At 38.6% G+C, this 23,447-nt stretch carries 21 protein-coding genes and 1 pseudogene; 9 read left to right on the forward strand and 13 right to left on the reverse strand.

Annotated features, from left to right (window positions below; translation table 11 throughout):
- The first annotated feature begins 674 nt into the window (after positions 1–674).
- Entirely contained in the window at positions 675–2,609 is a 1,935-nt protein-coding gene (locus BUB48_RS07390; RefSeq protein ID WP_073025614.1) for a M28 family metallopeptidase, read from the forward strand.
- 207 nt (positions 2,610–2,816) lie between these two features.
- Here BUB48_RS07390 and BUB48_RS07395 read toward each other — a convergent pair whose 3' ends face one another.
- Positions 2,817–3,209, reverse strand: coding sequence for a (deoxy)nucleoside triphosphate pyrophosphohydrolase (locus tag BUB48_RS07395; RefSeq protein ID WP_084524423.1), 393 nt, complete (start codon positions 3,207–3,209; stop codon positions 2,817–2,819).
- A 256-nt stretch (positions 3,210–3,465) separates the two neighbouring features.
- On the opposite strand from BUB48_RS07395, the gene BUB48_RS07405 reads away from it, so the two are divergent.
- Positions 3,466–4,440 (forward strand): D-2-hydroxyacid dehydrogenase, encoded by a 975-nt coding sequence (locus BUB48_RS07405; RefSeq protein WP_073025617.1) that lies wholly within the window; start codon positions 3,466–3,468, stop codon positions 4,438–4,440.
- Between the two features lie 103 nt (positions 4,441–4,543).
- Here the strand turns inward: BUB48_RS07405 and BUB48_RS07410 are convergent, their stop codons facing one another.
- Genes BUB48_RS07410 through BUB48_RS07420 form a run of 3 tightly spaced genes read right to left on the reverse strand, consistent with a single transcriptional unit; the run spans position 4,544 to position 6,876 of the window.
- A complete protein-coding gene (locus BUB48_RS07410) occupies positions 4,544–5,686 on the reverse strand; it encodes a glycerate kinase (RefSeq protein WP_073025618.1) in 1,143 nt (380 codons plus the stop codon).
- A 17-nt stretch (positions 5,687–5,703) separates the two neighbouring features.
- Positions 5,704–6,207: a nitroreductase family protein gene (locus BUB48_RS07415; protein WP_073025619.1), complete on the reverse strand. Its 504-nt coding sequence runs from the start codon at positions 6,205–6,207 to the stop codon at positions 5,704–5,706.
- Positions 6,208–6,267: 60 nt separating this feature from the next.
- The gene (locus tag BUB48_RS07420) at positions 6,268–6,876 is read right to left on the reverse strand and encodes an SIR2 family NAD-dependent protein deacylase (protein WP_073025620.1); all 609 of its coding nucleotides are present in this window, start codon (positions 6,874–6,876) and stop codon (positions 6,268–6,270) included.
- A gap of 259 nt (positions 6,877–7,135) precedes the next feature.
- Here BUB48_RS07420 and BUB48_RS07425 point away from each other — a divergent pair, with 259 nt between their 5' ends.
- Positions 7,136–8,449 (forward strand): aspartate kinase, encoded by a 1,314-nt coding sequence (locus tag BUB48_RS07425; protein ID WP_073025621.1) that lies wholly within the window; start codon positions 7,136–7,138, stop codon positions 8,447–8,449.
- Between the two features lie 203 nt (positions 8,450–8,652).
- On the opposite strand, the gene BUB48_RS07430 is transcribed toward BUB48_RS07425, so the two are convergent.
- The 8 genes and pseudogenes from BUB48_RS07430 to BUB48_RS07465 all read right to left on the reverse strand — a co-directional run bounded on the left by BUB48_RS07430 (position 8,653) and on the right by BUB48_RS07465 (position 16,439).
- On the reverse strand, positions 8,653–9,453 hold the full coding sequence (locus BUB48_RS07430; RefSeq protein ID WP_073025622.1) for a Nif3-like dinuclear metal center hexameric protein: 801 nt from the start codon (positions 9,451–9,453) through the stop codon (positions 8,653–8,655).
- A gap of 12 nt (positions 9,454–9,465) precedes the next feature.
- Positions 9,466–10,227 carry a creatininase family protein gene (locus tag BUB48_RS07435; RefSeq protein WP_073025623.1) on the reverse strand — a complete coding sequence of 254 codons (762 nt, stop codon included), beginning with the start codon at positions 10,225–10,227 and terminating at the stop codon, positions 9,466–9,468.
- A 73-nt stretch (positions 10,228–10,300) separates the two neighbouring features.
- Positions 10,301–11,860, reverse strand: a complete 1,560-nt coding sequence (locus BUB48_RS07440) for an ABC transporter substrate-binding protein (protein ID WP_073025715.1) — start codon at positions 11,858–11,860, stop codon at positions 10,301–10,303.
- A 31-nt stretch (positions 11,861–11,891) separates the two neighbouring features.
- Positions 11,892–12,875 (reverse strand): ABC transporter ATP-binding protein, encoded by a 984-nt coding sequence (locus tag BUB48_RS07445; RefSeq protein ID WP_073025624.1) that lies wholly within the window; start codon positions 12,873–12,875, stop codon positions 11,892–11,894.
- Positions 12,876–12,890: 15 nt separating this feature from the next.
- Positions 12,891–13,859 carry an ABC transporter ATP-binding protein gene (locus tag BUB48_RS07450; RefSeq protein ID WP_073025625.1) on the reverse strand — a complete coding sequence of 323 codons (969 nt, stop codon included), beginning with the start codon at positions 13,857–13,859 and terminating at the stop codon, positions 12,891–12,893.
- 17 nt (positions 13,860–13,876) lie between these two features.
- A pseudogene (locus BUB48_RS07455) lies at positions 13,877–14,773 on the reverse strand (ABC transporter permease).
- Positions 14,766–15,740, reverse strand: a complete 975-nt coding sequence (locus tag BUB48_RS07460; RefSeq protein WP_073025626.1) for an ABC transporter permease — start codon at positions 15,738–15,740, stop codon at positions 14,766–14,768. Before BUB48_RS07460 ends, BUB48_RS07455 begins: the two are co-directional and overlap by 8 nt.
- A 27-nt stretch (positions 15,741–15,767) precedes the next feature.
- Positions 15,768–16,439: a GntR family transcriptional regulator gene (locus BUB48_RS07465; RefSeq protein ID WP_073025627.1), complete on the reverse strand. Its 672-nt coding sequence runs from the start codon at positions 16,437–16,439 to the stop codon at positions 15,768–15,770.
- Positions 16,440–16,680: 241 nt separating this feature from the next.
- On the opposite strand from BUB48_RS07465, the gene BUB48_RS07470 reads away from it, so the two are divergent.
- The gene (locus tag BUB48_RS07470; RefSeq protein ID WP_073025628.1) at positions 16,681–17,760 is read left to right on the forward strand and encodes a M42 family metallopeptidase; all 1,080 of its coding nucleotides are present in this window, start codon (positions 16,681–16,683) and stop codon (positions 17,758–17,760) included.
- A 272-nt stretch (positions 17,761–18,032) separates the two neighbouring features.
- On the opposite strand, the gene BUB48_RS07475 is transcribed toward BUB48_RS07470, so the two are convergent.
- Positions 18,033–19,466: a hypothetical protein gene (locus tag BUB48_RS07475; protein ID WP_073025629.1), complete on the reverse strand. Its 1,434-nt coding sequence runs from the start codon at positions 19,464–19,466 to the stop codon at positions 18,033–18,035.
- 668 nt (positions 19,467–20,134) lie between these two features.
- On the opposite strand from BUB48_RS07475, the gene BUB48_RS07480 reads away from it, so the two are divergent.
- The 5 genes from BUB48_RS07480 (at position 20,135) to BUB48_RS19100 (ending at position 23,428) form a co-directional block, all read left to right on the forward strand.
- Positions 20,135–20,458 carry a Mor transcription activator family protein gene (locus BUB48_RS07480; RefSeq protein WP_073025630.1) on the forward strand — a complete coding sequence of 108 codons (324 nt, stop codon included), beginning with the start codon at positions 20,135–20,137 and terminating at the stop codon, positions 20,456–20,458.
- A gap of 52 nt (positions 20,459–20,510) precedes the next feature.
- On the forward strand, positions 20,511–21,416 hold the full coding sequence (locus BUB48_RS07485) for a Mu-like prophage major head subunit gpT family protein (RefSeq protein WP_073025631.1): 906 nt from the start codon (positions 20,511–20,513) through the stop codon (positions 21,414–21,416).
- Between the two features lie 68 nt (positions 21,417–21,484).
- Entirely contained in the window at positions 21,485–22,546 is a 1,062-nt protein-coding gene (locus BUB48_RS07490; protein WP_084524425.1) for a phage protease, read from the forward strand.
- Between the two features lie 149 nt (positions 22,547–22,695).
- On the forward strand, positions 22,696–23,178 hold the full coding sequence (locus BUB48_RS07495) for a phage virion morphogenesis protein (RefSeq protein ID WP_242944181.1): 483 nt from the start codon (positions 22,696–22,698) through the stop codon (positions 23,176–23,178).
- Between the two features lie 76 nt (positions 23,179–23,254).
- On the forward strand, positions 23,255–23,428 hold the full coding sequence (locus tag BUB48_RS19100) for a helix-turn-helix domain-containing protein (protein WP_084524426.1): 174 nt from the start codon (positions 23,255–23,257) through the stop codon (positions 23,426–23,428).
- Positions 23,429–23,447 lie beyond the last annotated feature (19 nt).

The raw sequence follows: 23,447 nt of genomic DNA on the forward strand, positions 1-23,447 counted from the left end.
TTTAGAAATATTTATAACAATCAAGGAAGCCTTTCTTAAAACCCATTACGGAAAGTAATCTTAAGGTAAAATTATATTTCCTATGGGTTATAAAAAATTAAAAATTTTTTATAACAAGTGTCCCAAAACACCTCCCTCATTTCGTTATATTAGTGAAGGCAAAGTGAAGAAAATATTTAAAGTTATTTATCAGCAATATTGTACTATCCAGGTCATGAGCATATGAACGTAAAGAGAAGATGTAACTATAGCATATTAATTTTAGGAGGATTAAAAAAGAAAATAACGATACCATTGATTACAATTGTATCTATTCTCATTTTCTGTCTGTCGTTTACCCCTTCCTCACAGGGTATTCTTCTGGCAGACAACGATATTCACTCTGCATATCTAAGCATTATAAAAGGACCCATGTGTCCTAATCGCAAGAATAATGCGATCCTTATCAAACTACATAACTGCCCCTGGATATTATATAGATGCTTATCTATGTAAAAACTTCTATACCTGTGCAATAAAAAAATATGAAATATCTGTTATTGAATACTTCCAATGCTATAACTGCAAGCACATAGAAAATATCTAAACAAAAGAAGAGCATTCCAGATCTCATGCAACAGATGGCTGGCTCCCCTAATTACAGGAGCCTATATTAAAACCTAGGAGGGATACATATGTACAAAAAAAACATGAAATTCACCGCCGTATTAATAATGTTGTCAATCCTATTATCAGGCTGCAATGCAGGGATTAAACAAGCTGCGGCAAGCAAGGTCAGCAGCAGTTCTCCCATAGAAGCCACAATCCATTACCTCACTTCTGATGAGTGTGACGGCCGGCTCATTGGTACCGCCGGCAACAAAAAGGCTCAGGAATATGTAGTTAAAAAGTTTGAGGAGTATTTAATCAAGCCTTTCAATGGAAGCTATTACCACCCTTACTCCCAGGAAGTTATAAACCTCAAGGAAAATATCCTTGAACTGAAGTTGGATGATTCTAAAAAAGACTCAAAGAATCTGGAATACGGAAAGGATTACATAGAGAGGTCATTGAGCCGTTGCAAATTAGAACTTCCTTTGCACATCGGAAATGATATTAATGAGGATTGCATACTGGTAACTGAGGATATTATTGATCCAAACATCAAAAATGACAAAGTAAAAGCTGCATTGGTGGTATCAGAAAAGCTTCTCAGAGGTTCAATATCGCCAAACAGGTTGGGCAGTAAATGCGTTTTTTCTATAACACCGAAGGTTTATGAACAGTTAAAGAAGGCAGATAAAGCATATCTTTCCCTTGACTACAGCATAGACGAAATAACAGAAAACAATGTAGCAGGGGTGTTGGAAGGTCACAATTCCAACAAGGCTGTTGTTATCATGGCTCATATTGACCATGTGGGCAGCATCGGAAACACCATATGGCGTGGTGCTGTAGACAACGGCTCCGGCGTGGCCCTAATGATGGATATGGTCAACAAGTTGGCTCAATATGCAAAATCAAATAAATTGGGCTGTGACATTGTTTTTTGCGCCGTAAACGGAGAAGAAACTTTTTTAAACGGAAGCAGGGCCTTTGCAGAGGAAATCTATAATAGATATGGTGAAGTAACAAATATTAACATAGACTGCGTGGGAGAAAAAGGAAAAGACGCTGTATATGTTGATGCCGATATTCAATCATCGGAATCGGAAAATCTCGCCAAATATTTATCGGAACATTTTAAACAAAGCGGCTTCAAGTCTGAGGTGGCATCAGGCAAATATACAAGCGATCATTACTCATTTTCTGTAGGTATAAATGTTACTACAGGTTACAACTTTGATCTAATCCATACTGTTGATGACACGGCAGACAAGCTTGACACAGGCTTTATGGAAAAAATCAGCGACGCCTTGACTAAATTTGTTACAGAGTATATAGACAAGGAGCTGGAAAACGAACCGGATCAAATAAGCAGGATAATCAAAGAGGAAAAGGAAAGACTGGATTTCGGACAGTATAAATTCGTTGAAGCTGACGGAGAGCTCTTATATATACACAATGGAAACTTCAAAGGCTCATTGGAGGAAGCAAACAAATTGTTGGGAAGTGATGATTTAAGCTTTATACCTGCGGAATTAAACGGATTGCCTCTGAAAGAAATCAGCATAAATGCATTCAAAAGCAAATTTGTTGATACTCCTCCAGCTAACCAGCATGAACCGGGAAAAGTCTATAACCACAAAAATATACTTTCCCAATTTAATAATATGTCCATATGCTACTATGGTGAATCTAAATTAAGTGAAATATCAGTAGATAAGTATTTAACCGGAATCATGCCGGACATGGATTGGTACAAAAATCAAGTAGAAAACAAGATAAGTAATGCACAGACCATTGGCATCAATAATAAAAGGTATTATATAATAAAGCCCGAAATGAAAGGAGAATTCCATATATTAGCTTATATAGACAAGCATCCGCAACGGATTTATTTTTATAGAATTGCAGGAACAGATCTGGAAAAGGTTATTAATGACAAAAGCCTCTTAAGTGCATATATAAATGACAATCACATGGAAGATCTTATAGATAATATCTCCAAATGGCTAAACCAGCAATAAATTTTTATACCTCCATGCCGAAAAAGAATAACTTCTGCCTCCTTTATTGAAATACGAGTTTTCACGATGGATACTGAAGCAGGAGGAAGTAAGCAACTGAATGTATATATTAAATTTGCATGTGGCTGCAATAATCGCATGAGTAAGGTTTCCTTTGGATGTGATCCTCCAAATAGGAAACCTTTCTTAAATTACATTTTGTTTAGATTAATTTTCAGGATAAGACTTCAACAACTTCTCAACAAACACAATATCTGCAGGCATGAATTCATAGTCCGCCAGTTCTCCCAATGTTACCCACTTTGCATCATTATGCTCATTAAGCTTCATGGTACCTCCTGTTATCTCTGCATTAAAAACTGTGAAGAGCACCTCTTTGTTGTCAAAATGATATACATTTGTGGTAAATACATCCAGTACTCTTATATCCAAATCAAGCTCTTCTTTTATTTCACGTATTATACACTCCTCCAGTGTTTCCCCTTCTTCCAACTTGCCACCGGGAAACTCCCACAGAAGTCCGCATTCGTCATCAGCTCCCCGCTGGCATATGAGATATTTTCCATCCTTTTTTATTATTGCAGCTGTTACCTGTTTCACTATATACACCTTCATCCTAAATATTAATATGATTTTGACTTTCGATTCTTATTATTTCTATCTTACATAGATTTTTCCCTTCCAGGTTCGTAATATTATATTTCCTAAAATATTTTTTCGTCTTAATAAGACATTTTTCACTTAAAGCTTTACATTGACAATGATTTCTTCCATTTGTAGTATAAAGTAAAAGCATAAGGGAAAGTCTCATAGATTTTAATGAAGCCATATTAATATTCAGAAAGGAGTATGACAAATGAAGCTGGTTGTACTGGATGGATACACGTTGAATCCTGGAGATTTGTCCTGGAAGCAACTTGAAGCTTTTGGACAATTGGTGGTCTATGACAGAACTGCTTTTGACAGAAATAACGATGATTTAATACTTGAAAGAATCAGAGATGCGGATATAGTTTTTACCAATAAAACTCCGTTGCCTGGCAATGTTTTGGAAAAAACGGAAAAGCTTAAATTCATATGTGTCCTCGCAACAGGCTATGACGTGGTGGATATAAAAACAGCAGCCCAAAAAGGCATAATCGTAACCAACATACCCAGTTATGGCACTGCTACTGTTGCCCAGATGGCAATGGCCTTGCTGATGGAAATATGTCATCATGTGGGAGCTCACAATGAGTCAGTGCATAAGGGTGATTGGGCAAACTGTCCTGACTGGTGTTATTGGCATTATCCCATAATAGAGCTGGCAGGGAAGACCATGGGGATAATAGGATATGGAAGAATAGGTCAGGCTACAGGAAAGATCGCACAGGCCATAGGCATGAATGTACTGGCATACGATACCTATAAAAATAAAGATTTGGAATGTGAAACCATGAGATATGCGGAACTGGAAGAATTACTGGCTAATTCAGATGTTATAGCCTTGCACTGTCCTTCCACAGAGGATACTAGAGGAATAATAAACAAGAATACCATAGCTAAAATGAAGGATGGTGTAATCATAATAAACAACTCCAGAGGAACCTTAATAATGGAAGATGATCTGGCAGAAGCATTAAACAGCGGAAAAGTAGCAGGCGCAGCCCTTGATGTAGTATCTTCAGAACCTATAAAAGAAAGCAATCCCCTGCTTAATGCAAGGAATTGCATTATCACACCTCATATTTCCTGGGCTTCAAAGGAAGCAAGACAGAGGATCATGGATATGGCTGTAGATAACTTGAAACACTATTTATCAGGAAACCCTATTAATGTGGTAAATGTTTGATGCTACGTGCTGTGTTGCCTAGTGTATTTTTCCAGTGTCCGGCACCGTGCTACGGGTATTGGGGTAGATCACTGGCGCCTACATAAAGACACTTTTATTGGTTTCATGGCTGAGAAACATTAGCCATAAAAAGACTCATAACATTCTGGGCGGTGGAGGTCAGAAGCTCAGAGGTTTCCACCATGGATTCCTCAAGAGACATGGGTCGATTGATTATGGAAAATACGCTGTTTAGACCTTCTGAGTAAAGTTCCTCCACTCCATCACCTATGGATCCACAAATGCCCACAACAGGAATCCCCTGCTTTTTAGCAGCCTCTATTATGCCAGAAATGGTCTTGCCGTATTTAGTCTGATGATCCATCCTGCCTTCTCCTGTGATAATCAGGTTTGCACCCTTTATCCTTTCTTCAAAACCAATAGTTTCCATCAATATGTCTATGCCCTTCTCCAGCTTGGCATCAAGGAAAGCCAGCAGTCCTGCTCCTAATCCTCCTGCCGCTCCCGCTCCGGGAACAAGCGCTACACTTTTATTCAGATCTCTTTCTATTATCTCCGACAAGCGCTTCAATGCCATGTCAAGCTTCTCTATCATGGCATCATCTGCACCTTTTTGCCTTCCGTATACATAGGCAGCTCCAGTTGATCCATAGAGTATATTATCCACATCACAAAATACCCTGAAACGGCTCTCTGCCACCCTTGGATCCAATTGGCTCAAATCTATGGCATCCAGTTTCAGCAGTCCTCCTCCGTTCAACTCAATTGCATTGCCATCCCAATCATAGAACTTTGCTCCTAATGCAGCAGCCATTCCGATGCCTCCATCGTTGGTAGCACTGCCTCCGATGCCTATTATAAAGTTTCGGCAACCTCTGTCCAAAGCATCCTTTATGAGCTGTCCCGTTCCATATGTAGTAGTTTTCATCGGATTTCTTTCCATGTCTGACAGCAATGCCAGTCCAGAAGCAGCCGCCATCTCAATTACCGCAGTTTCATCCTTATCTGCCAATCCATACTGGGCTTTAATATCTCTAAATAATGGATCCTTAACTTCAGCAATAACCTTATGTCCTCCCAGAGAATCCATAAGAGCATCCACCGTGCCTTCTCCCCCGTCTGCCATAGGTATTGCAACAATTTCCACAGATGGATCAGCTCTTTTTATACCCTTTCCTATGGCAACACATACTTGACGGGATGAAAGGCTTCCCTTGAATGAATCAGGAGCTATGACTACTTTCATATACCAGTATCCTCAATTTACCATTTATTATAATGAACTCTCTCAGGCCTGAATCTTTCTCTTACTTCTCTTTCCTCACCGGGATATCCTACTGCAATAACTGCCACAGGTACTACATGCTCAGGCAAAGATAACATTTCTGAAACCTTTTCCATAAAAATTTCCCTAGGATATACACCACACCAGCATGTTCCTAATCCCATTGAATGGGCTTCAAGAAGAATGTTTTGTATAGCTGCGGACATGTCCTGTATCCAGAAGACACCGTCATATTTCAAGTTGCTTGTATCACAACATGGCACAATTGCCACAGGCGCTTCATATAGCATCTGAGTATAAGGATGGAATTTAGGTATCTCATCCAGAATGGCTCTATCCCTTATGACTACAAAATGCCAAGGTTGCTCATTACCGGCAGAAGGCGCATACATGGCAGCTCTGAGCAATTCATTGATCTGCTCATCTGTTACTGGTTTGTTTTCATATTTTCTAATACTTCTTCTAGTATATATCTCTTTCATATCATCACTACTCCTTCCATTATTTTTTTATTAGTATATCATAAAATTTGCTTGCAGATGCTATTTCCCACCCAGTTGTTCACGTAAGTACCTGGGAACTTCATATTCTGCCTCTTTGTTTATAGTGACTACCTTTATACCTGCCCTTTGGGCTGCTCCAACCATCATTGTTGCAGTAGAAGTATAGAAGGATGTACCTACTACCAGCAATTCATCGGCAGAGCCTATAAGATCAATTGCATCATAATATCTGGGTATGTTTTCACCGTATAGAACTATGTTGGGTTTCAACAGTCCGCTGCATTCGTCACAGTGCAGGGATTTGTTCACATATGAGAAATCAAAATGCTTATTACATCTGGTGCAAAACACATAGTCAAAATTGCCATGTATCTCAACAACCTGCTTGCTTCCTGCCTTTTTGTGAAGTCCGTCAATATTCATAGTAACCACAGGTATGTCATATTCAGTTAAGGCCATATGAGCTGCATTAGGGGAAGCATTATCGATGTTCCTTTTCATCTCAAGGAGAACTCTATAAAAATCCTCAGTATTGCTCATAAAATAGTCTATGCTCAGCTTTTCCCTTACCCCATCCATATCCTGAAATGTTGGTATGCCGCTAGCCTTGGATATACCTGCACCTGTAAAGGCAGCAATTTTTTTCATAGGCTCCCTCCTTTCTCTTCATTGACCTTCCATATTATTACTATATCACACTTTATTCCTATATAATATGGTTTATTTGTGACTTTAGAATACATAACACCGATATGTTCGTATTAGAAGTACATTTGTAATTTGTAGCTTGACAAATCGATGCAGCCATCATAAAATAGAGAATAATGATTAGGACGAGCTTTATCGGAACCCTCATCCTATATTTGGATAGGGTTTTTATTATTACAGAGTATGAGGGGGAATAGTAATGAATAGCATAATAGTTGCAAAGTTTGGCGGTAGTTCTCTGGCAGATAGCCAACAATTTGCCAAGGTAAAAAAGATTATAGAATCCGATAATAGGAGAAGATACATAATACCTTCTGCCCCGGGTAAAAGGGATAGAAAGGATCATAAAGTAACGGATCTTCTGTACATGTGTCAGCAACTTGCTGCACATAATCTCAGCTTCGATGAGGTTTATAATATTGTAAAAAAAAGATACATGGACATATGTTCAGATCTGAGCCTTTCCTTTGGGATAGAAGATATTTTGGATGAAATAAGGGGAGAAATAATTAAAGGTGCCTCAAAAGATTATGCCGCCAGCAGGGGAGAATATCTTAACGGCCTTATATTGTCTCATTATATAGGTTATGAATTCATTGATGCTTCAGAATTGATCTTGTTTGATGAATCAGGAAAATTTGATGCTGATGCTACTTATAATAGAATTGAATCTAGCCTCTCTCAGGTACAGAAAGCAGTGATACCCGGATTTTACGGCATAATGCCCAATGGGGCTATAAAAACTTTCTCACGAGGAGGTTCTGATATAACAGGTTCCATAATAGCAAGGGGTATAAACGCCGAAGTATATGAAAACTGGACCGACGTTTCCGGTTTTCTCATGACAGACCCGAATATTGTAAAGAACCCTCGACCAATTGAAGAAATTACCTACAAGGAGCTTCGTGAACTTTCCTACATGGGTGCTTCCGTATTGCATGAAGAAGCCATCTTTCCCACAAAGGAAACAGGAATTCCTATCATAATAAAAAATACCAATGCGCCGGAAGAAAAAGGCACCATGATATTAAGTGACATCTCCCCAATAAGCCATCATGGCACCATCACGGGAATCGCCGGTAAAAAGGATTTCACTGTAATATCCATCGAAAAGACACTCATGGGCTCTGACAAAAGCTTCTTCAGAAAACTGATGACAATAATGGAAACAAATGATATTGCCATAGAACATATGCCTTCCAGCATAGACTCCATATCACTGGTTATCTCTAATTCAGAGCTTAACTCGAAACTCCAAAGAGTGATTGAAGAAATAAGAATATACTGCAACCCGGATTCAATAATCTGCTATCCCAATATGGCACTTATTGCAGTAGTAGGAAGAGGCATGATTAAAACCAAGGGCATATCCGCGAAAGTCTTTACTGCTTTAGCCAAGGAAGGTATAAATATTCGAATGATAACTCAAGGCTCCAGCGAATTGAACATAATAGTTGGAGTTGAAAATGCAGATTTTGAAAATGCCATAAGAGCCATATATGAAGCTTTCTAGCTATATAAAATGAGGATGGAAAGGCTTCCTAAGAAGCTGCTTATATACTTAGGAAACCTTTCATCCCCAATGGTGTTGAATCTAAACTCCAAAGGAGCCGAGATCCAGTACGAACATCATTAACAATAGTATATTAAGACAGTGCTTTCATTTCTCTTAGTTAAAAACCATTAATGTTAAATTAGAATTATATTTTACAAGGGCTATAAATCGCAAAAATCCGGCTCTTCATCGATAAATTCTGATTCCAAGCCCATACCCCTGAAAAAGTCCAACATGGCAATGCAGGCAAATTTCTCCGTGGAGCAATGAGTACCTCCTATAAGATTAATACCATTCTCCTTTGCCTTTTCATGGATCTCTGCTATCCATTCTGCCTTTTTAGGATTTGTAACTCCAGTAATAAATGTATTTACACCTTTATCTGCCAAGTATTCATATATATCAAGGTTTGAAGCTCCTCCCGCCATTATGGCTATCCTTCCGTCATTTAAATATGAATCTCCATAACAATATAGTTTTGCCTTATGGTCTATTGCCTGCTCCAGCCTTTCTTTTGCTTCATAAACTGTAGCAAAGTGTGAGTTGCATAATACTCCCATAAACACATTATTTTGAAAATAAAATTCATCATAAGGGATTATACCCATTGCTTTTGCAAGATTATTTCCTGGAGAGTATACTCCGTTTCTATCCAACGGAATATGGTATGAAAAAAGTGATACCTTGTTTTCTTTCATTTCCATGATTAAACGCCTTGAGATTTCACTGGGTCCATAATCAGGTGGTTTTCTCTGAGGTAGTGGATGATGAGTAAAAAGCAGCACATTTTTTTGACCTCTCATTAAAATTTCACTAATAACAGACTCCGATGCAAAAGTAGCAGTGTACACTTTTTCAATCTCTTCAGCATTATGGTATTGTATCCCGTTTTTAACCACATCGGTGCATTGTTCAGGTTTAAAATATTTTTCTAACTTGTTATAAATATCTAATGCTCTCATATATCATCTTCATTATTTTTCAATTTTTACTTTGCTAAACTCATTTACAAACTCAGCAAAATAATTTGCAGTAGTTTCCAACATATCTTTTCCCCATTCCACAGTAGCATTTGCTGGATAATCAGGTCCTATCCAACCGTTTCCTGTAATGTTTCGAACACTTCTTGTAACATTTATGTTTATCCCCTTAAACTCCACTGTCTTATACCCCGTTGCCTTTAAATTCTCGGATAAATCATTCAATGTCATTGGTTCAATGGCATCCATATCCACATAGTCCGGATTGACAGCCAGCATTGCTGCTGTCTCTTCAGCACCTCCATGGCCGCCTTTCCATGCAGGGTTCAGATCCCCGGCTATAAGCCACCAATTAAAAGTGGCAGCCAGTGCTCCCTTTCTATTTAAATCCAGAGACACTGCATCCAAAGCCCCTATATTTCCTCCATGACCGTTTAAAAACACAAATTTCCTGGCACCAAACTTGTAAAGGGATTCAGTGATCTTAGTCATTATCAGATAAAGACCATCATATCCTATAGTTATTGTTCCGGGAAAATCTGCCAGAGAATCTGCATTGCCATATGGCACAGTAGGAGCAATCAATACATCTGTCTTGTCCTCCATTAGTTCCAAGATCTTATCAGGGATTAAGGTATCCGTACCAAGTCCAACATGTGTACCATGGTTTTCGATGCTTCCTACAGCAATTATAACTGTATCGTTAGTCTTAAAATATTCTTCAACCTTTTTCCATGATATATGTGCTAACCTCATAATACAAACCTCCTGTCGTATGTTCTGAAATATCAATTGTTTAAGGGACGGGCAATGCCCGCCCCTTTAAAAATTACTTAGAAACTGTTACATTAAGGTAGCTGTGGTATCCTGCAGGCTGAACTTCGAAGCCTTGAACCTTTTTGGATGTACCCACATTTACTTCACTGTAGTATAATGGAGCAACTGGTGATTCTTCTGTCAATATCTGTTCAAGGGCCTTGTAACTTTGAAGTCTTGCAGCCGGATCTGTAGTTACTCTTCCTTCTTCTATATATTTGTCTATATCAGCATTTGCAATAAATGATCTGTTTCCAGGTGCACCATGCTGGGATGAATGGTAGATAGGATAATATGTATAGTCTGCATCTGCTGTAGATGTTACCCATCCGTAGTAACCCATATCATGTTCACCTTTATTTGTGCTATCGATGAATGTAGCAAATTCAAGAACCTTGACTTCTACATTGATACCTACTTCTTTTAACTGGCTCTGTATTACCTGGCATATCTCTATTCTCTGCTGATTATCGTTTACATAAAGTGTTGCATCGAAGCCATTTGGATATCCTGCTTGTGCCAGCAATTCTTTTGCTTTTTCTTTGTTGTATTTTATAGTATCAACTTCCTGATATCCAAATGCGACCGGTGGTATGATTGATCCTGCAACCTCGCCTGCACCGTATAATAATGTATCAACAATTGTCTGTGAATCTATTGCATATCTTATTGCTTGTCTTACCAACTTGTTATCAAAGGGTTTATGCTTTGTATTAAATTGCAAGAACCATGCACTTAGAGAGGTTCCTTCCAACAATTTCAAATCTGAATTTTCAGCAACCTTTGACAAATCGTTGGCTGATAAATCATATGCTATATCAACTTCACCAGTTTCCAACGCGATTGTCCTCTGAGCTGCCTCTGGTATAACCTTCATTATTACATATTTAGTCTTTGGAGCACCACGGAAATAATCTGGGTTAGCTTCAAGTTTTGCATATTCACCTGGTTTCCACTCAACAAACTTGTATGGTCCAGTACCTATTGGATGTGTTTTTAAAGCCTCAGGATCTTTTTCTACAATTGCTTTTGGTACAATTGCTGCAGATGGATGTGTAAGATTCATCAATGTTGGAGCATATGGCTCTTTTGTATTGACAATTACTGTATAATTGTCTACAACCTCTACATTGTCTATGAAGTTAACAATGTAAGATACATAGGAAGAAGCCATTGCTCTATCTAAAGAGAACTTAACATCTTCAGCTGTCAATTCGCTTCCGTCATGGAATTTAACACCTTTTCTGATATTGAACTTATATGAAGTATCTGATAATATCTCCCAACTTTCTGCCAAGCCAGGAATTATGTTCATATCTTTATCTGTCGCAAGAAGCGTATCAAAAATTTGTCCATGAACAGTTACTGCAGGTGTTTCTTTTCCTATATGAGGATCCAATGATGTTACGTCTGCTCCCTGAGCGAATATAACCGTGTCCTTAAGCTCGCTTTCTTGTGTTTCAGCTGTTTGCCCTTCATTTGCTGACGTACTCTGAGTGGCTGAACCTCCACATCCTGCCAACAAAAGAGTAAATGCAAGAGCAAGCGCTAATACTTTTGTTAACTTTTTCATTTTTATTCCTCCATTCTGCTTAGTAATTTGTCTAATTTTTAATTTCATTGAATCTGCTGCATGCCACAAAATGTCCAGGCTCCACCTCCTTTAGTGAATATTCTTGCTGGCTGCACTCTGGTGTTGCATGTATGCATCTTTTTGCAAATCTGCATCCCGGTGCAGGGTTTATTGGAGATGTGAGTTCTCCTTGCAGCAATATCCTTTTCATTTTATAATCAGGATCTGGAACCGGTATTGCCGACAACAAAGCATGAGTATAGGGATGAAGGGGATTTTTGAAAAGCAATTTGGCAGGTGCTTTCTCCACTATCTGTCCCAAATACATTACTGCTATGTTGTCAGATATATGTCTAACTACGGAAAGGTCATGAGTTATAAACATATATGTCAATCCCAGTTCTTCCTGTAAATCCTGCATCAAGTTTAAAACCTGTGCTTGTATGGAAACATCCAATGCAGAAACAGGCTCATCACATACTATAAACTTAGGATTCAGAGCCAAAGCTCTTCCTATGCCTATTCTCTGCCTTCTTCCACCGTCAAGTTCATGGGGATATGTATTGATAAGCTTCTGTGAAAGCCCCACAAGATCCATAATTTCCCTTACTTTTTTCTGAAGTCCTTCCTTATCGCTCTTCTTGTATTTCCCTTGAATAATTAGAGGATCTATTATGGTTTCACTTACCGTCATGCGTGGATTTAATGATGCATAAGGATCTTGAAATATAATCTGCATTTCCTCGCGAAGCTTTTTCATTCTTTTCTTATCAAACTTCAATATGTTTTCCCCTTTGAATATGACCTCACCGGAGGTAGGTTCATGCAATCGCAATATGGCACGCCCCATGGTAGACTTACCGCATCCTGATTCTCCTACTACTCCCAAAGTTTCTCCTTCATGCAAACTGAAAGACACATCATCAACTGCATGAAGCATACCCTTCGGTGTCTTAAAATACTTTTTTAAGTTTTTGACTTGCAATAATTCAGTCCTTTTTACTTTTTCTTCCATAAAGTTTACCTCCGTCTATACTAGACCCTGCGCCTTAAAGCACTTCACCACATGTATACCTTTTACTTCTGTAGTCTCAGGTGACTGGCATCTGCATATTTCTTCTGCATACTCGCATCTGGGATTAAACTTGCAGCCCTTAGGCAGGTTTGTGGGGTCCGGCATCAATCCTTTTATGGGTTTCAGCCTGTCCACATCCTCAGCTAAGCTTGGGATAGATCCAAATAGACCATTTGTATATGGATGCTGAGGATTCTTGAATACATCTCTTAGTGAACCATATTCTACAATTTCACCTGCATACATGATGGCAACATAATCACAGGTCTGTGTAACTACTCCCAAATCATGAGTGATGAGTATCATGGAAGTATTCAACTTATCTTTCAACTTCTTCATCATATCAAGAACCTGAGCTTGAATTGTAACATCAAGTGCTGTAGTAGGCTCATCTGCTATAAGCAAGCTTGGGTTGCATGCAAGAGCTATAGCTATTATAACCCTTTGTTTCATTCCCCCTGAAAACTGATGAGGATATTCCTCTGCACGTTCTGCTGGAATACCAACCATCTCAAGCATTTCTTTTGCTTTTTCCATAGCTCCTTTGCTGCTTACCTTTTCATGGATGCTTATTACTTCTGCAATTTGCTCTCCAACAGTCATTACAGGATTCAATGATGTCATAGGGTCTTGGAATATCATCGATATTTCCTTGCCCCTTACTTTTCTCATATCTGCCTCAGAAAGCTTCAATATGTCCTTACCGTTAAATATTATCTCTCCCTTGGTAATTTTGCCGGGAGGATTGGGTACCAGCCTCATAATGCCTTTAGCCAGAGTTGTTTTTCCTGCTCCCGTCTCTCCTACTAAACCTAGAGTAGAGCTCTTGTCCAGCTTGAGTGAAATACCGTTTACAGCTTCTACAACTCCATCTACTGTTTCATATCTTATAAATAGGTCACGAACCTCCAACAATTCTGCCATATCTGTCCCTCCAATCACTAGTTCTTCAATCTCGGGTCTAAAGCATCACGAAGCCCATCCCCTACCAGATTCAGAGACAGTATAGTCAACATAATTCCTAAACCCGGTATTACTGTTATGTGCCACGCGTCTCTGATATATGTTCTTGCATTTGACAACATGGCTCCCCATTCGGGCATAGGGGGCTGAATTCCCAAACCCAGGAATGAAAGCCCCGCTATAGATAAAATAGCACCTGCTACGCCGAGGGTTGCTTGTACAATAATTGGCGCTAAGGAATTGGGGATGATATATTTGAAAATAATTCTGGCATCACTTGCACCCACGGCTCGTGCTGCTTCGATAAATTCCTGATCCTTGATGGACATAACCTTTGCGCGAACAACTCTGGCAAAGGTGGGAATATATGATATGGCAATGGCTATCAATATGTTTACCAGGCCTGGTCCCAAAGCTGCTACTATGGCTATGGCCAGTAAAATTGATGGAATAGCCAGAAGTATGTCCATGAACCTCATTACTATATTATCTATTGCATTGCCATAAAAACCCGCTATAGCTCCTAATGTACCGCCAACAATTGTTGACGCCAAAATGCCTATGGCTCCTAAGAACAGGGAATAACGGGTACCCCAGAGCATCCTGAGGAAAATATCTCTCCCAAACTCATCGAGTCCAAAGATATGCTCTGCAGAAGGTCCTTTAAGTCTCATAACCAAGTTTTGGCTGATTACATATGTATCATATACTCTATTATCCGTGACAACATCTATTATGGTTGTTGTTATTGAAATCATTGTTAATAATCCTAGAAATCCTAATCCAACCATAGCCAGTCTATTTTGCTTAAATCTTCTCTATGACTCTTGGAATAGAGTCTTTTCTTTCTTTTGAACCTTCTCCACCTTATTCACCTCTTCTTCTTCCTAAAGCTGATTGCACCTTATATTGTGACTTAATTCTCGGGTCTACATATGCATACAAAATGTCTATCAACAAATTGACAATGGAGAATGCCACTGATAGGAATATTACAGAGCCGAGAACAGAAGGCGTATCCTTTTTCTTTATTGCCTCCACCATGAAACGTCCTAATCCCGGCCAAGAGAATACAGTCTCTGTAAGCACTGCACCACCCAACAATTGACCAAATTGCAGGCCTACTACTGTTATGATGGGTATTAATGCATTCTTCAGCATATGCCTTATTGTAATAGTTGACTCCTTTACACCCTTTGCTCTGGCTGTATCGATATAATCTTGTCTTATTACCTCAAGCATTGAGGATCTGGTCATACGAGCCACCATTGCTGCAGATCCCGCGCCCAGTGAAACCGCCGGAAGTACCAGGCTCTTCAATATTCCCATGAAACCTTGTCCCATCCCTTGAGATGGAAGCCATCTTAAGTTCAATGAAAATACTATAACCAGAACCAGTCCCAGCCAGAACACCGGCATTGATACTCCTACTAATGCTAAAACCATGAAGGTGTTGTCTAACCAAGTATATTGCTTCTTGGCGGAAATGATTCCAACGGGTATACCTATAATTAATGCAACCAGGATGGCAGCTACCGCTAATATGAAAGTGTTAGGGAATCTTTCCAATATCTGATCCGCTACACTTAGCTGATTGCTGTATGATTTCCCCAAATCACCCTTAAGGAGGTTCAGCATATAACGACCATAGCGCACTAGTAGCGGATCATCCAGTCCTAATTCCTCTGTCAGCTTTGCTATATTTTCTGCTGTAGCATTGTCTCCTAATATAATGGTGACAGGATCACCGGGCGTTAGTGCCAAAATGAAAAATACGATAAAGGTTACCCCAATCAAAACCGGAATTAACATAGCAAACCTTTTAAGTACATATTTATGCATAATTGCTCCCTCTTCTCTTACTCACTTCTACAAACTGTTTTTTTGCATACTGTAGTATTTATATAGCTTCTTGCCTGTTTTTACATAATGTTCATCTATTGCCTTGCACGACTCTTCCAGATTGCCTTTAGCAAGTATCTCAAGCATCTTGCTGTGATGCTCATGTTGAATATCAATCTGGAATATATTAGCTCTCTTCCCAGCGAAGAACATCGCAAAGTTCAATCCGCTGAGACTCTCCCACATTTGGAGTAATCTTTTCATTCGGGGGGCCTTTATAATCTCTTTATGAAATAGCTCATCACATTCAACAACTTCAACCCATCTGTTGTTTTGTCCGGCTTCCTTCATCTGTGCGATTGCATCTTCCATGATAAAAATGCTTTTATCATCCAGTTTTCCGTTGCAAGTCTGTAGCGCCAGCTTTTCAAGACTGCCTCTTAAGTAAAATACCTTCCAGGCATCTTCCGATGACAGTACTGTTGCAGAGCAGCCTTTGTTTGGCACATAAGTTGCCAAACCTTCCTTCTCAATCTGTCGCATAGCCTCTCTCACCGGTCCTCTGCTTATTCCAAGCTCTGCTGCGATATCCGCTTCTATGATTCTTTCTCCCGGAGATATTTCTCCGTTTAAAATTTTATTTCTCAGAAATGTCACCACATTTTCACTTAACAAGCTATTTGTTGATGTTTTTGCCATAGTTCTCACCTCCCAATCTTATATACCGCCATATTATTTTTTATAAAATTATCAAAACTTATTATTGTTAATAATATATTATTTTTGTTAACATGTCAATAGGAATATTCGCAATATTTCCCTTATTACTACAACTTTATTTTTATCAATAGGCTTCATTGCGACATAAAAACACCTATTTCCATTTAGAATCCAAAGTATTATAATTGTTGATATTATCATTTAGTTTAGGGGGATTGTTATGGCAAATATCAATATCATAAGAGATCTCTCCAATGCCTTTGGCCCATCAGGCTTTGAAGAAGATGTTGTACAAGTTATTAAAAAATACTGTGTTGGTATGGATGTAACAAACGACAGCATGCATAATGTTTATGCCAGATTAAAGAATAACACCGGTAAAAAACCGGTAATAATGCTGGATGCTCATACCGACGAAGTGGGCTTTATAGTGCAGTCCATAAACAGCAAAGGACTCATAAGCTTTGCAACTTTAGGAGGCTGGGTCACAAGCAACATACCTGCTCATACGGTAAAAATAAAAAACAGCAAAGGAGAATTGATAACAGGCATAATCACTTCAAAGCCTCCACATTTTATGACAGATGCAGAAAGAGCAAGTGATAGACCGGATATTGATTATCTATATATCGATGTAGGTGCTACAAGCAGAAAGGAAGTTGTTGAAGACTTTGGCATAGAAGTGGGAGATCCTGTCATGCCTGATGTGACTTTTGAGTACAATAAGAAAAATGGAATACTCAGAGGCAAAGCCTTTGATAACAGACTTGGTTGTATGTGCATAATTGAAACATTAAACGCATTAAAAGACAAAGCTGATCTAAATGTTGATGTGGTTGGAGCATTTGCTGCTCAAGAAGAAGTTGGAATGAGGGGAGCCACTGTAACAAGCCAAGTGGTTGCGCCTGATCTTGCCATAGTATTTGAAGGCTCACCTGCCGATGATTTGTATTTTGATGAATTTACAGCCCAATGCGCTTTAAGGAAGGGCGTTCAAATCAGACATATGGATCAAAGCTACATAAGCAACACAGAATTTATAAGATTTGCTAAGGAACAAGCCAATGCTTCAGGCATAAAATATCAATCTGCAGTAAGAAAGCGAGGCAGCACCAATGCAGGTAAAATACATCTGGAAGGAAAGGCCGTTCCTGTATTGGTGTTGGGAATACCATCCAGATATGTTCACACTCATTATAATTTCTGTGCCGAAGAAGATATAGATGCTACGATTAATCTGGCTATAGAAGTCATTAAAAACCTGAATGAGGAATCTTTAAACCGTATAATGAGGAAGTAGGTCTATGCCAGAGAGCTGTAGCAGTATTACTTAGCCCGGTTGCTGTTATTGCAGCCTGTACCGACTACAAATCTGCAGTGTATCTGGCATTTCTACCCCAAGCCGAGAAATGCCATGGCTTTCGTAGCACACAGCAGTGGGCAAAATGCCTTAACACTGGAAATTAGCAACTACTAACCTTAATTAGGAAACAAGAGTTAAAAATATTAAGCCGCTGATAACATTGAGGTATAAATACTATTAAAGAAGCGAAGAACATAGTCTCCGCTTCTTTAATTTAAAGCTTCACATTTATCTGCAAGCTTCAGCAAATATTCTACACAACTAGTATCATCTTTTCCTAACATTTGCTTTCTCAGGAGATCTAAATGAGATACATCCAATGTCTTCCTTTCAACAGTCTTTTCTCCTGTGGTTATCTCTTCCCAATGCATGCATGCTTTCCTGATTTCATGAATATCTGTCAACTTAACCTTAAACTTCAGATCATATATTTCCAATATGGGATCAGTCTTCAATTCATTCCTATAATTGTTTTTTATATAAAAGAAGTAATCATTGAGAAGGGTCCTAAATTCACCTATCATCATTGAGCTTAGCAACCCATCCTCATTGTACCCGAATTTGCTTGGTTTCTTTATTTCAAATTCCGGATGAAGCTTTTGCATTGTCTGAATAACATGTTTCATCACTTTCCTGTTGATTATGGCTTCAAATGCAGTGCAATAAGGGTTACAGGAAGGCGACTGATCAAAACCTGTATCTCTGTAAACATGACTCAGAAGCTCTGCCTGTATTATCTGCCTTTTAATATCCAAGTCCAACCTATCCCATACATTTTGAATAGACATGCCGTTCAACAACTCACAATGGTCTATATCCATACCATATTTCTCAAATTGGTCTTTAAAATAATTGCTAATATACTGATTGTAATCTTCCCTCTTGGCAAAGTCCATAGCACTGATTTTACTATCTGTCTTAAGGCTCTCTATCATAACTCTTTTAGCAACATCATAGGCACCCCACAATTCTTCTAGAGAAGCCTTTATGATATCATTAGATTTTTTAAGAATACCGATGGCATCCTGCATATACTCCTCAGCATCCTTATCCCTTTCTTTTTCTACATCCATTTTATCGTCTTTCTTTACTTCTGCCTTTTTCACATAGTTCATAAAGACCTCCGATACAAAGGTATCATCTTCATTGAGGAGTTTCATATCCCGGCATGAAAGCTTTGCCACTCCAAGTATGGATTCTTTTATGTCTGATATATCCTCTCCACAGCATAAATGTTTCAACAACCTTTGCTCTTCATAGCTTATGCATTTCCAATAGGACTGGAATATGTGATTGCAGCCCTCTTCCACCTTGCGTAAGTATTCCAATTCATTGCTGCTGTCTATTTCTCCCACTGACCGCTTATAATCCATTAAAACATCAACTGCAACCTTAAGTATTCCTGGAACCTTTCCTCCAACTCTCATTATGAGTTCATCTTCATAATTGCTTATTTTATATTGATATCGTGAAAAGCTCCTCAATATGTATTTCTTTACATCGACATCCTCCAAAAGTTCCAGCTTTATTGGATTATTGAATATGCCCGGAAGCCCTGATACCATGCATTCCTCAGAAATGGCCTCAATGCTCCTTTTGCTGGTGACGATATATCTCACTTTTATTGTATTCTTATTTGCCAAATGTACTCAGACAAGATAATTGACAAAAACGGGATACCCAAAGAATACCCGGGAAAAGACGGGAAACCCTGATATTATAAGGGATTCAACGGGATAAGGTCGGGAAAGATTGACAATTATTTTGAGAATTGCAATACAACTGTATTAAATAAAGATAAATTGTGCTTAAACCCTTTAAAATCAACGGTTTAAGCGTTTTTTTTAATCATTTTTGGGATGATAGATTTTCAATTAAACGATTGTTTTTTTAAAACGTGCTAACGGCGCGTTAGTGAGCGTTAAATGAGGTAACGGTCTCAAGAAGAAAGCCCGAAAATACAGGCTTTTTCAGGCGTTAGAGCGTTAGTTTTCGCGTGCGCGACCGTGCGAAAAACCATAAAAAAGGGGTAAAAAAGGGGCGTGAGCAAAGTGACAAAACTATAAAATCATTAAAAACCTGTCACATTGCCCTATTATCAAGGGTTTGCGGCTCTTCGGTCTACGCAAAAACAGCACTTAGCAATGTGACAAAAAGATGTATAAATATGCACAATATACACTATTTATACATATGCGTTGAGTGTTCTAAATTTGCTTATGAGGCTTTTTAAGAAGTAATTCATATATAAAATTCATAGAAATACTACTACTATATAATTATAAAAATACAAGAAATGGAGGTGTAAGTTATGTTAGACACATGGATGCAAGAAGTAACAATAGATATGATACCAGATGGAATGTGCAAGGAGATTGCTGAAAAAATCGGAATAAAAAACTTATTTGAAGTTTTGGAGTTAGTAGGAGGCGCAACCTTTTATTTTCCTAAACCTGAAACGATGTTAAAAGGCTGGCGCGATGAAAAAATCCGTAAAGAATATAACGGCTTCAATTCTTTTGAGTTATCAAAAAAATACAAGGTTAGCGAACGCTGGGTTCGGTTGATTGTAGAGAACGCGAACACTGACTACACTTCCGGAAAACGAGGTGACAGTGTCAGAAAGCAGAAATAATAAAAAGTTAAGTACATTTACCAAATTATTAAAAAATGAGGAGGATAAGTAAATGATAGTAAATCAACAGTTAATCAGGGACATGTATACCAATTTTAACGTTCTTTTCAACAAGACATTTGATGAAACAAAGCCAAATTATCCACTGGTGGCAATGGAAGTTCCTTCATCAAGCAGTGATGAGAATTATGCATGGTTCGGGCAGCTTCCAAGTATGAGGGAATGGATTGGAGACAGGCAAATTCAAAACCTGAGTGCCTATACATACGCCATCAAAAACAAGGATTTTGAGCTTACCATTGCAGTAAAGAAAAACGATATAGCGGATGATAAAATCGGCATCTATAAGCCTTTAATTCAGGATATGGCACAGACAGCAAAACGACACCCGGACGAGCTTGTTTTTTCCTTGCTGGGGCAGGGATTTGAAAATAAATGCTACGATAGTAAACCATTCTTTGCGGACGACCATCCATACATGAAAGGTAAAACGCAGAGTAATAAAGGCACAAAAAAACTAACTCCCGCATCTTACGCCGAAGCAAGGGCGCAAATGATGATTATTAAAGGCGAGAATGGGAAGTCATTAAAAATAGTTCCCGACTTGCTTGTTGTCGCTCCACAAAATGAAGCAGTTGCAAGGCAAATACTATTTGCAGATTTGATTGCAGGCAATACCAATGTAAATAAAAATACCTGTGAGCTTTTAGTTGCTCCTGAATTAGCTGATTACCCTGAACAATGGTATTTGTTATGTACCAAAAGGGCAATAAAGCCTTTAGTTTTCCAGATTAGAGAAAAACCGAGTTTTGTATCCTTAGACAGTGAAAATGACGAAAATGTATTTTATCGCAAGGAGTATATATATGGCGTTGATGCCCGTTACAATGCAGGATATGGATTATGGCAGTTAGCCTATGGTTCCACTGGTGAAGAAGCAGAGACAACTGGAGCATAAGCAAGGACATAAAGAGTATCCGATTTATGGGTACTCTTTATAAATACTATCTGGAAGGATGATAAGGTTTGAGTAACAAGGTTTTAATGATATCAAACAGCATAGATTTAAAAGGCGTTCCCAATGAAATAAAGATACTTCCTTTAGGTCTTGTGAAGTCTCAAAAGGGCGATTTTTATGTTGATAAAAGCTCATACAACTTGATAAGTCAGAATTTTATCAGCAGGAAAATTGATTTAGTCATAGATTATGAGCACCAAACATTAAAGGATGTCCAAGCACCCGCAGGAGGCTGGATAAAAAGCCTGATATTAAAAAATGATGGTATCTATGCAAAGGTGGAATGGACTCCAAAAGCTATTGAATATCTTAGAAACAAGGAATATAGGTATCTTTCCCCTGTTGTACTTGTCAACAAGGGGAATAAAAAGGCTGTAGCGCTCCATTCAGTAGCATTGACGAACACACCAGCCATTGACGGTATGGAAGCAATTATAAACAGCCTTGACAACAATATCAAAGGGGCTGAAAATATGGACATTTCCGGAAAGGAAGAAAATAAAAAGACGGTTGAGCAGTCTGCCAACATCCAGGATGAATTACAGGCAATTATAAAAGAATTAGGTCTTAAACCTGATTCAGAGCTACAGGAAATATTAGAAGCTATTCAGGCACTAAAGAATAGCAAGACCGAAAGCGAAATTATTGTAAACAAGCTCAAAGCCGAAAAGATAAGGAATGAAAGCGATGAGCTTGTTCAGATAGCTTTATCAATCGGGCAGATATCAGAGGAGCAAAAGGAATGGGCTGTTAGCAGATGTATGGAGGATATTGACGGCTTTAGAATGTTTGTCAATGGGGCTTATCAAAAGGAACGTGATAACCTTATTTCATTGGCATTAAAGACAGGAAAAATACTGCCTTTTCAAAAGACTTGGGCGGAGCAACTTGCCGACAAAGATATATCTATTCTCAAAACTTTTGTCAATCAGGCGAAGCCCGTTATACAGTATGGAGAGCTTGAATACTTCAAGGATGAAATTCCAAGAGGTAAAGAGGCTAACGCTTCAAGTCCCATCAGTGAAATTTTAGGACTTTCAGATGAGGACATAAGGAAATATAGCAGATAAGGTCTTAAAAGCCTCTCTAATCAATTTTTAGGGCAGTATAATATAAACCTACCTAAGAAATAAGTAACGCCCGTTATCGCGCGTGCTAACGCGGTTTACGGCGATATTAATTGCCATATTATTATATTTAACAAAAGAAGGTGGAATGTTTGTACAGCATACGGCTTGAAGGCGATACAAGACAGCTCATGAAGAAATTACAGAAGCTACAAAATATTGATACCACGGGCATAAATAAGGATATTGCCGAGAGCTTACGAACGGGCACAGTTGAACGCTTCAAGGAACAGAAAGACCCAAGCGGGAAGAAGTGGAAAAACTCTATAAGAGCTTCTGAGAATGGCGGTGTAACATTGACCGATAGCGCAAGGCTAAAAAATTCAATTAAATCATCAGCAAATAGGTCGGGGGTGGCAGTTGGTACAAATACAATTTATGCGGGGACACATCAATTCGGAGCACGCCGAACTATAAGAGCAGAAAACAGGAAAGGCTTACGCTTCAAAATCGGTGATAAATGGGTTACTAAGAAAAAAGTCAAAGTAAATATTCCTGCTCGTCCGTTCCTAGGTATCAGTGAGGACGACCAAAAAGAAATAAAGAGCATTTTGGAGGATGCCTTTAAGGATTAATGAATCTCTTGTCGTATTAAATGTTATAATATATATTGACTTGTGATGACTTGTGATATAATATGATTACAAGGAGGTGGTCAATATAGAAAAATATATTACAACCAAGGAATTATGTGAGTGGCTTAAAATCAGTCACAATACAGCTAACAATTGGAGGCGTAAAGGCTTGCCCTACATTAGAGTTGGAAATACCGTTAGATATGACAAGGAGCAAGTCCAAAAATGGCTCAATGAGCAAAGTAAATAAAAACGAAAGGGAACTCGCT

Origin of the sequence: Lutispora thermophila DSM 19022 (genome assembly GCF_900142105.1) — a bacterium.
Taxonomy (GTDB): domain Bacteria; phylum Bacillota; class Clostridia; order Lutisporales; family Lutisporaceae; genus Lutispora; species Lutispora thermophila.

Excerpts from the sequence above, each read along its gene's own strand:
- BUB48_RS07390 (WP_073025614.1), top strand. The coding sequence starts at position 675 with ATGTACAAAAAAAACATGAAATTCACCGCCGTATTAATAATGTTGTCA.
- BUB48_RS07405 (WP_073025617.1), top strand. The coding sequence starts at position 3,466 with ATGAAGCTGGTTGTACTGGATGGATACACGTTGAATCCTGGAGATTTG.
- BUB48_RS07410 (WP_073025618.1), bottom strand. The coding sequence starts at position 5,686 with ATGAAAGTAGTCATAGCTCCTGATTCATTCAAGGGAAGCCTTTCATCC.
- BUB48_RS07415 (WP_073025619.1), bottom strand. The coding sequence starts at position 6,207 with ATGAAAGAGATATATACTAGAAGAAGTATTAGAAAATATGAAAACAAA.
- BUB48_RS07420 (WP_073025620.1), bottom strand. The coding sequence starts at position 6,876 with ATGAAAAAAATTGCTGCCTTTACAGGTGCAGGTATATCCAAGGCTAGC.
- BUB48_RS07425 (WP_073025621.1), top strand. The coding sequence starts at position 7,136 with ATGAATAGCATAATAGTTGCAAAGTTTGGCGGTAGTTCTCTGGCAGAT.
- BUB48_RS07430 (WP_073025622.1), bottom strand. The coding sequence starts at position 9,453 with ATGAGAGCATTAGATATTTATAACAAGTTAGAAAAATATTTTAAACCT.
- BUB48_RS07435 (WP_073025623.1), bottom strand. The coding sequence starts at position 10,227 with ATGAGGTTAGCACATATATCATGGAAAAAGGTTGAAGAATATTTTAAG.
- BUB48_RS07440 (WP_073025715.1), bottom strand. The coding sequence starts at position 11,860 with ATGAAAAAGTTAACAAAAGTATTAGCGCTTGCTCTTGCATTTACTCTT.
- BUB48_RS07445 (WP_073025624.1), bottom strand. The coding sequence starts at position 12,875 with ATGGAAGAAAAAGTAAAAAGGACTGAATTATTGCAAGTCAAAAACTTA.
- BUB48_RS07450 (WP_073025625.1), bottom strand. The coding sequence starts at position 13,859 with ATGGCAGAATTGTTGGAGGTTCGTGACCTATTTATAAGATATGAAACA.
- BUB48_RS07460 (WP_073025626.1), bottom strand. The coding sequence starts at position 15,740 with ATGCATAAATATGTACTTAAAAGGTTTGCTATGTTAATTCCGGTTTTG.
- BUB48_RS07465 (WP_073025627.1), bottom strand. The coding sequence starts at position 16,439 with ATGGCAAAAACATCAACAAATAGCTTGTTAAGTGAAAATGTGGTGACA.
- BUB48_RS07470 (WP_073025628.1), top strand. The coding sequence starts at position 16,681 with ATGGCAAATATCAATATCATAAGAGATCTCTCCAATGCCTTTGGCCCA.
- BUB48_RS07480 (WP_073025630.1), top strand. The coding sequence starts at position 20,135 with ATGTTAGACACATGGATGCAAGAAGTAACAATAGATATGATACCAGAT.
- BUB48_RS07485 (WP_073025631.1), top strand. The coding sequence starts at position 20,511 with ATGATAGTAAATCAACAGTTAATCAGGGACATGTATACCAATTTTAAC.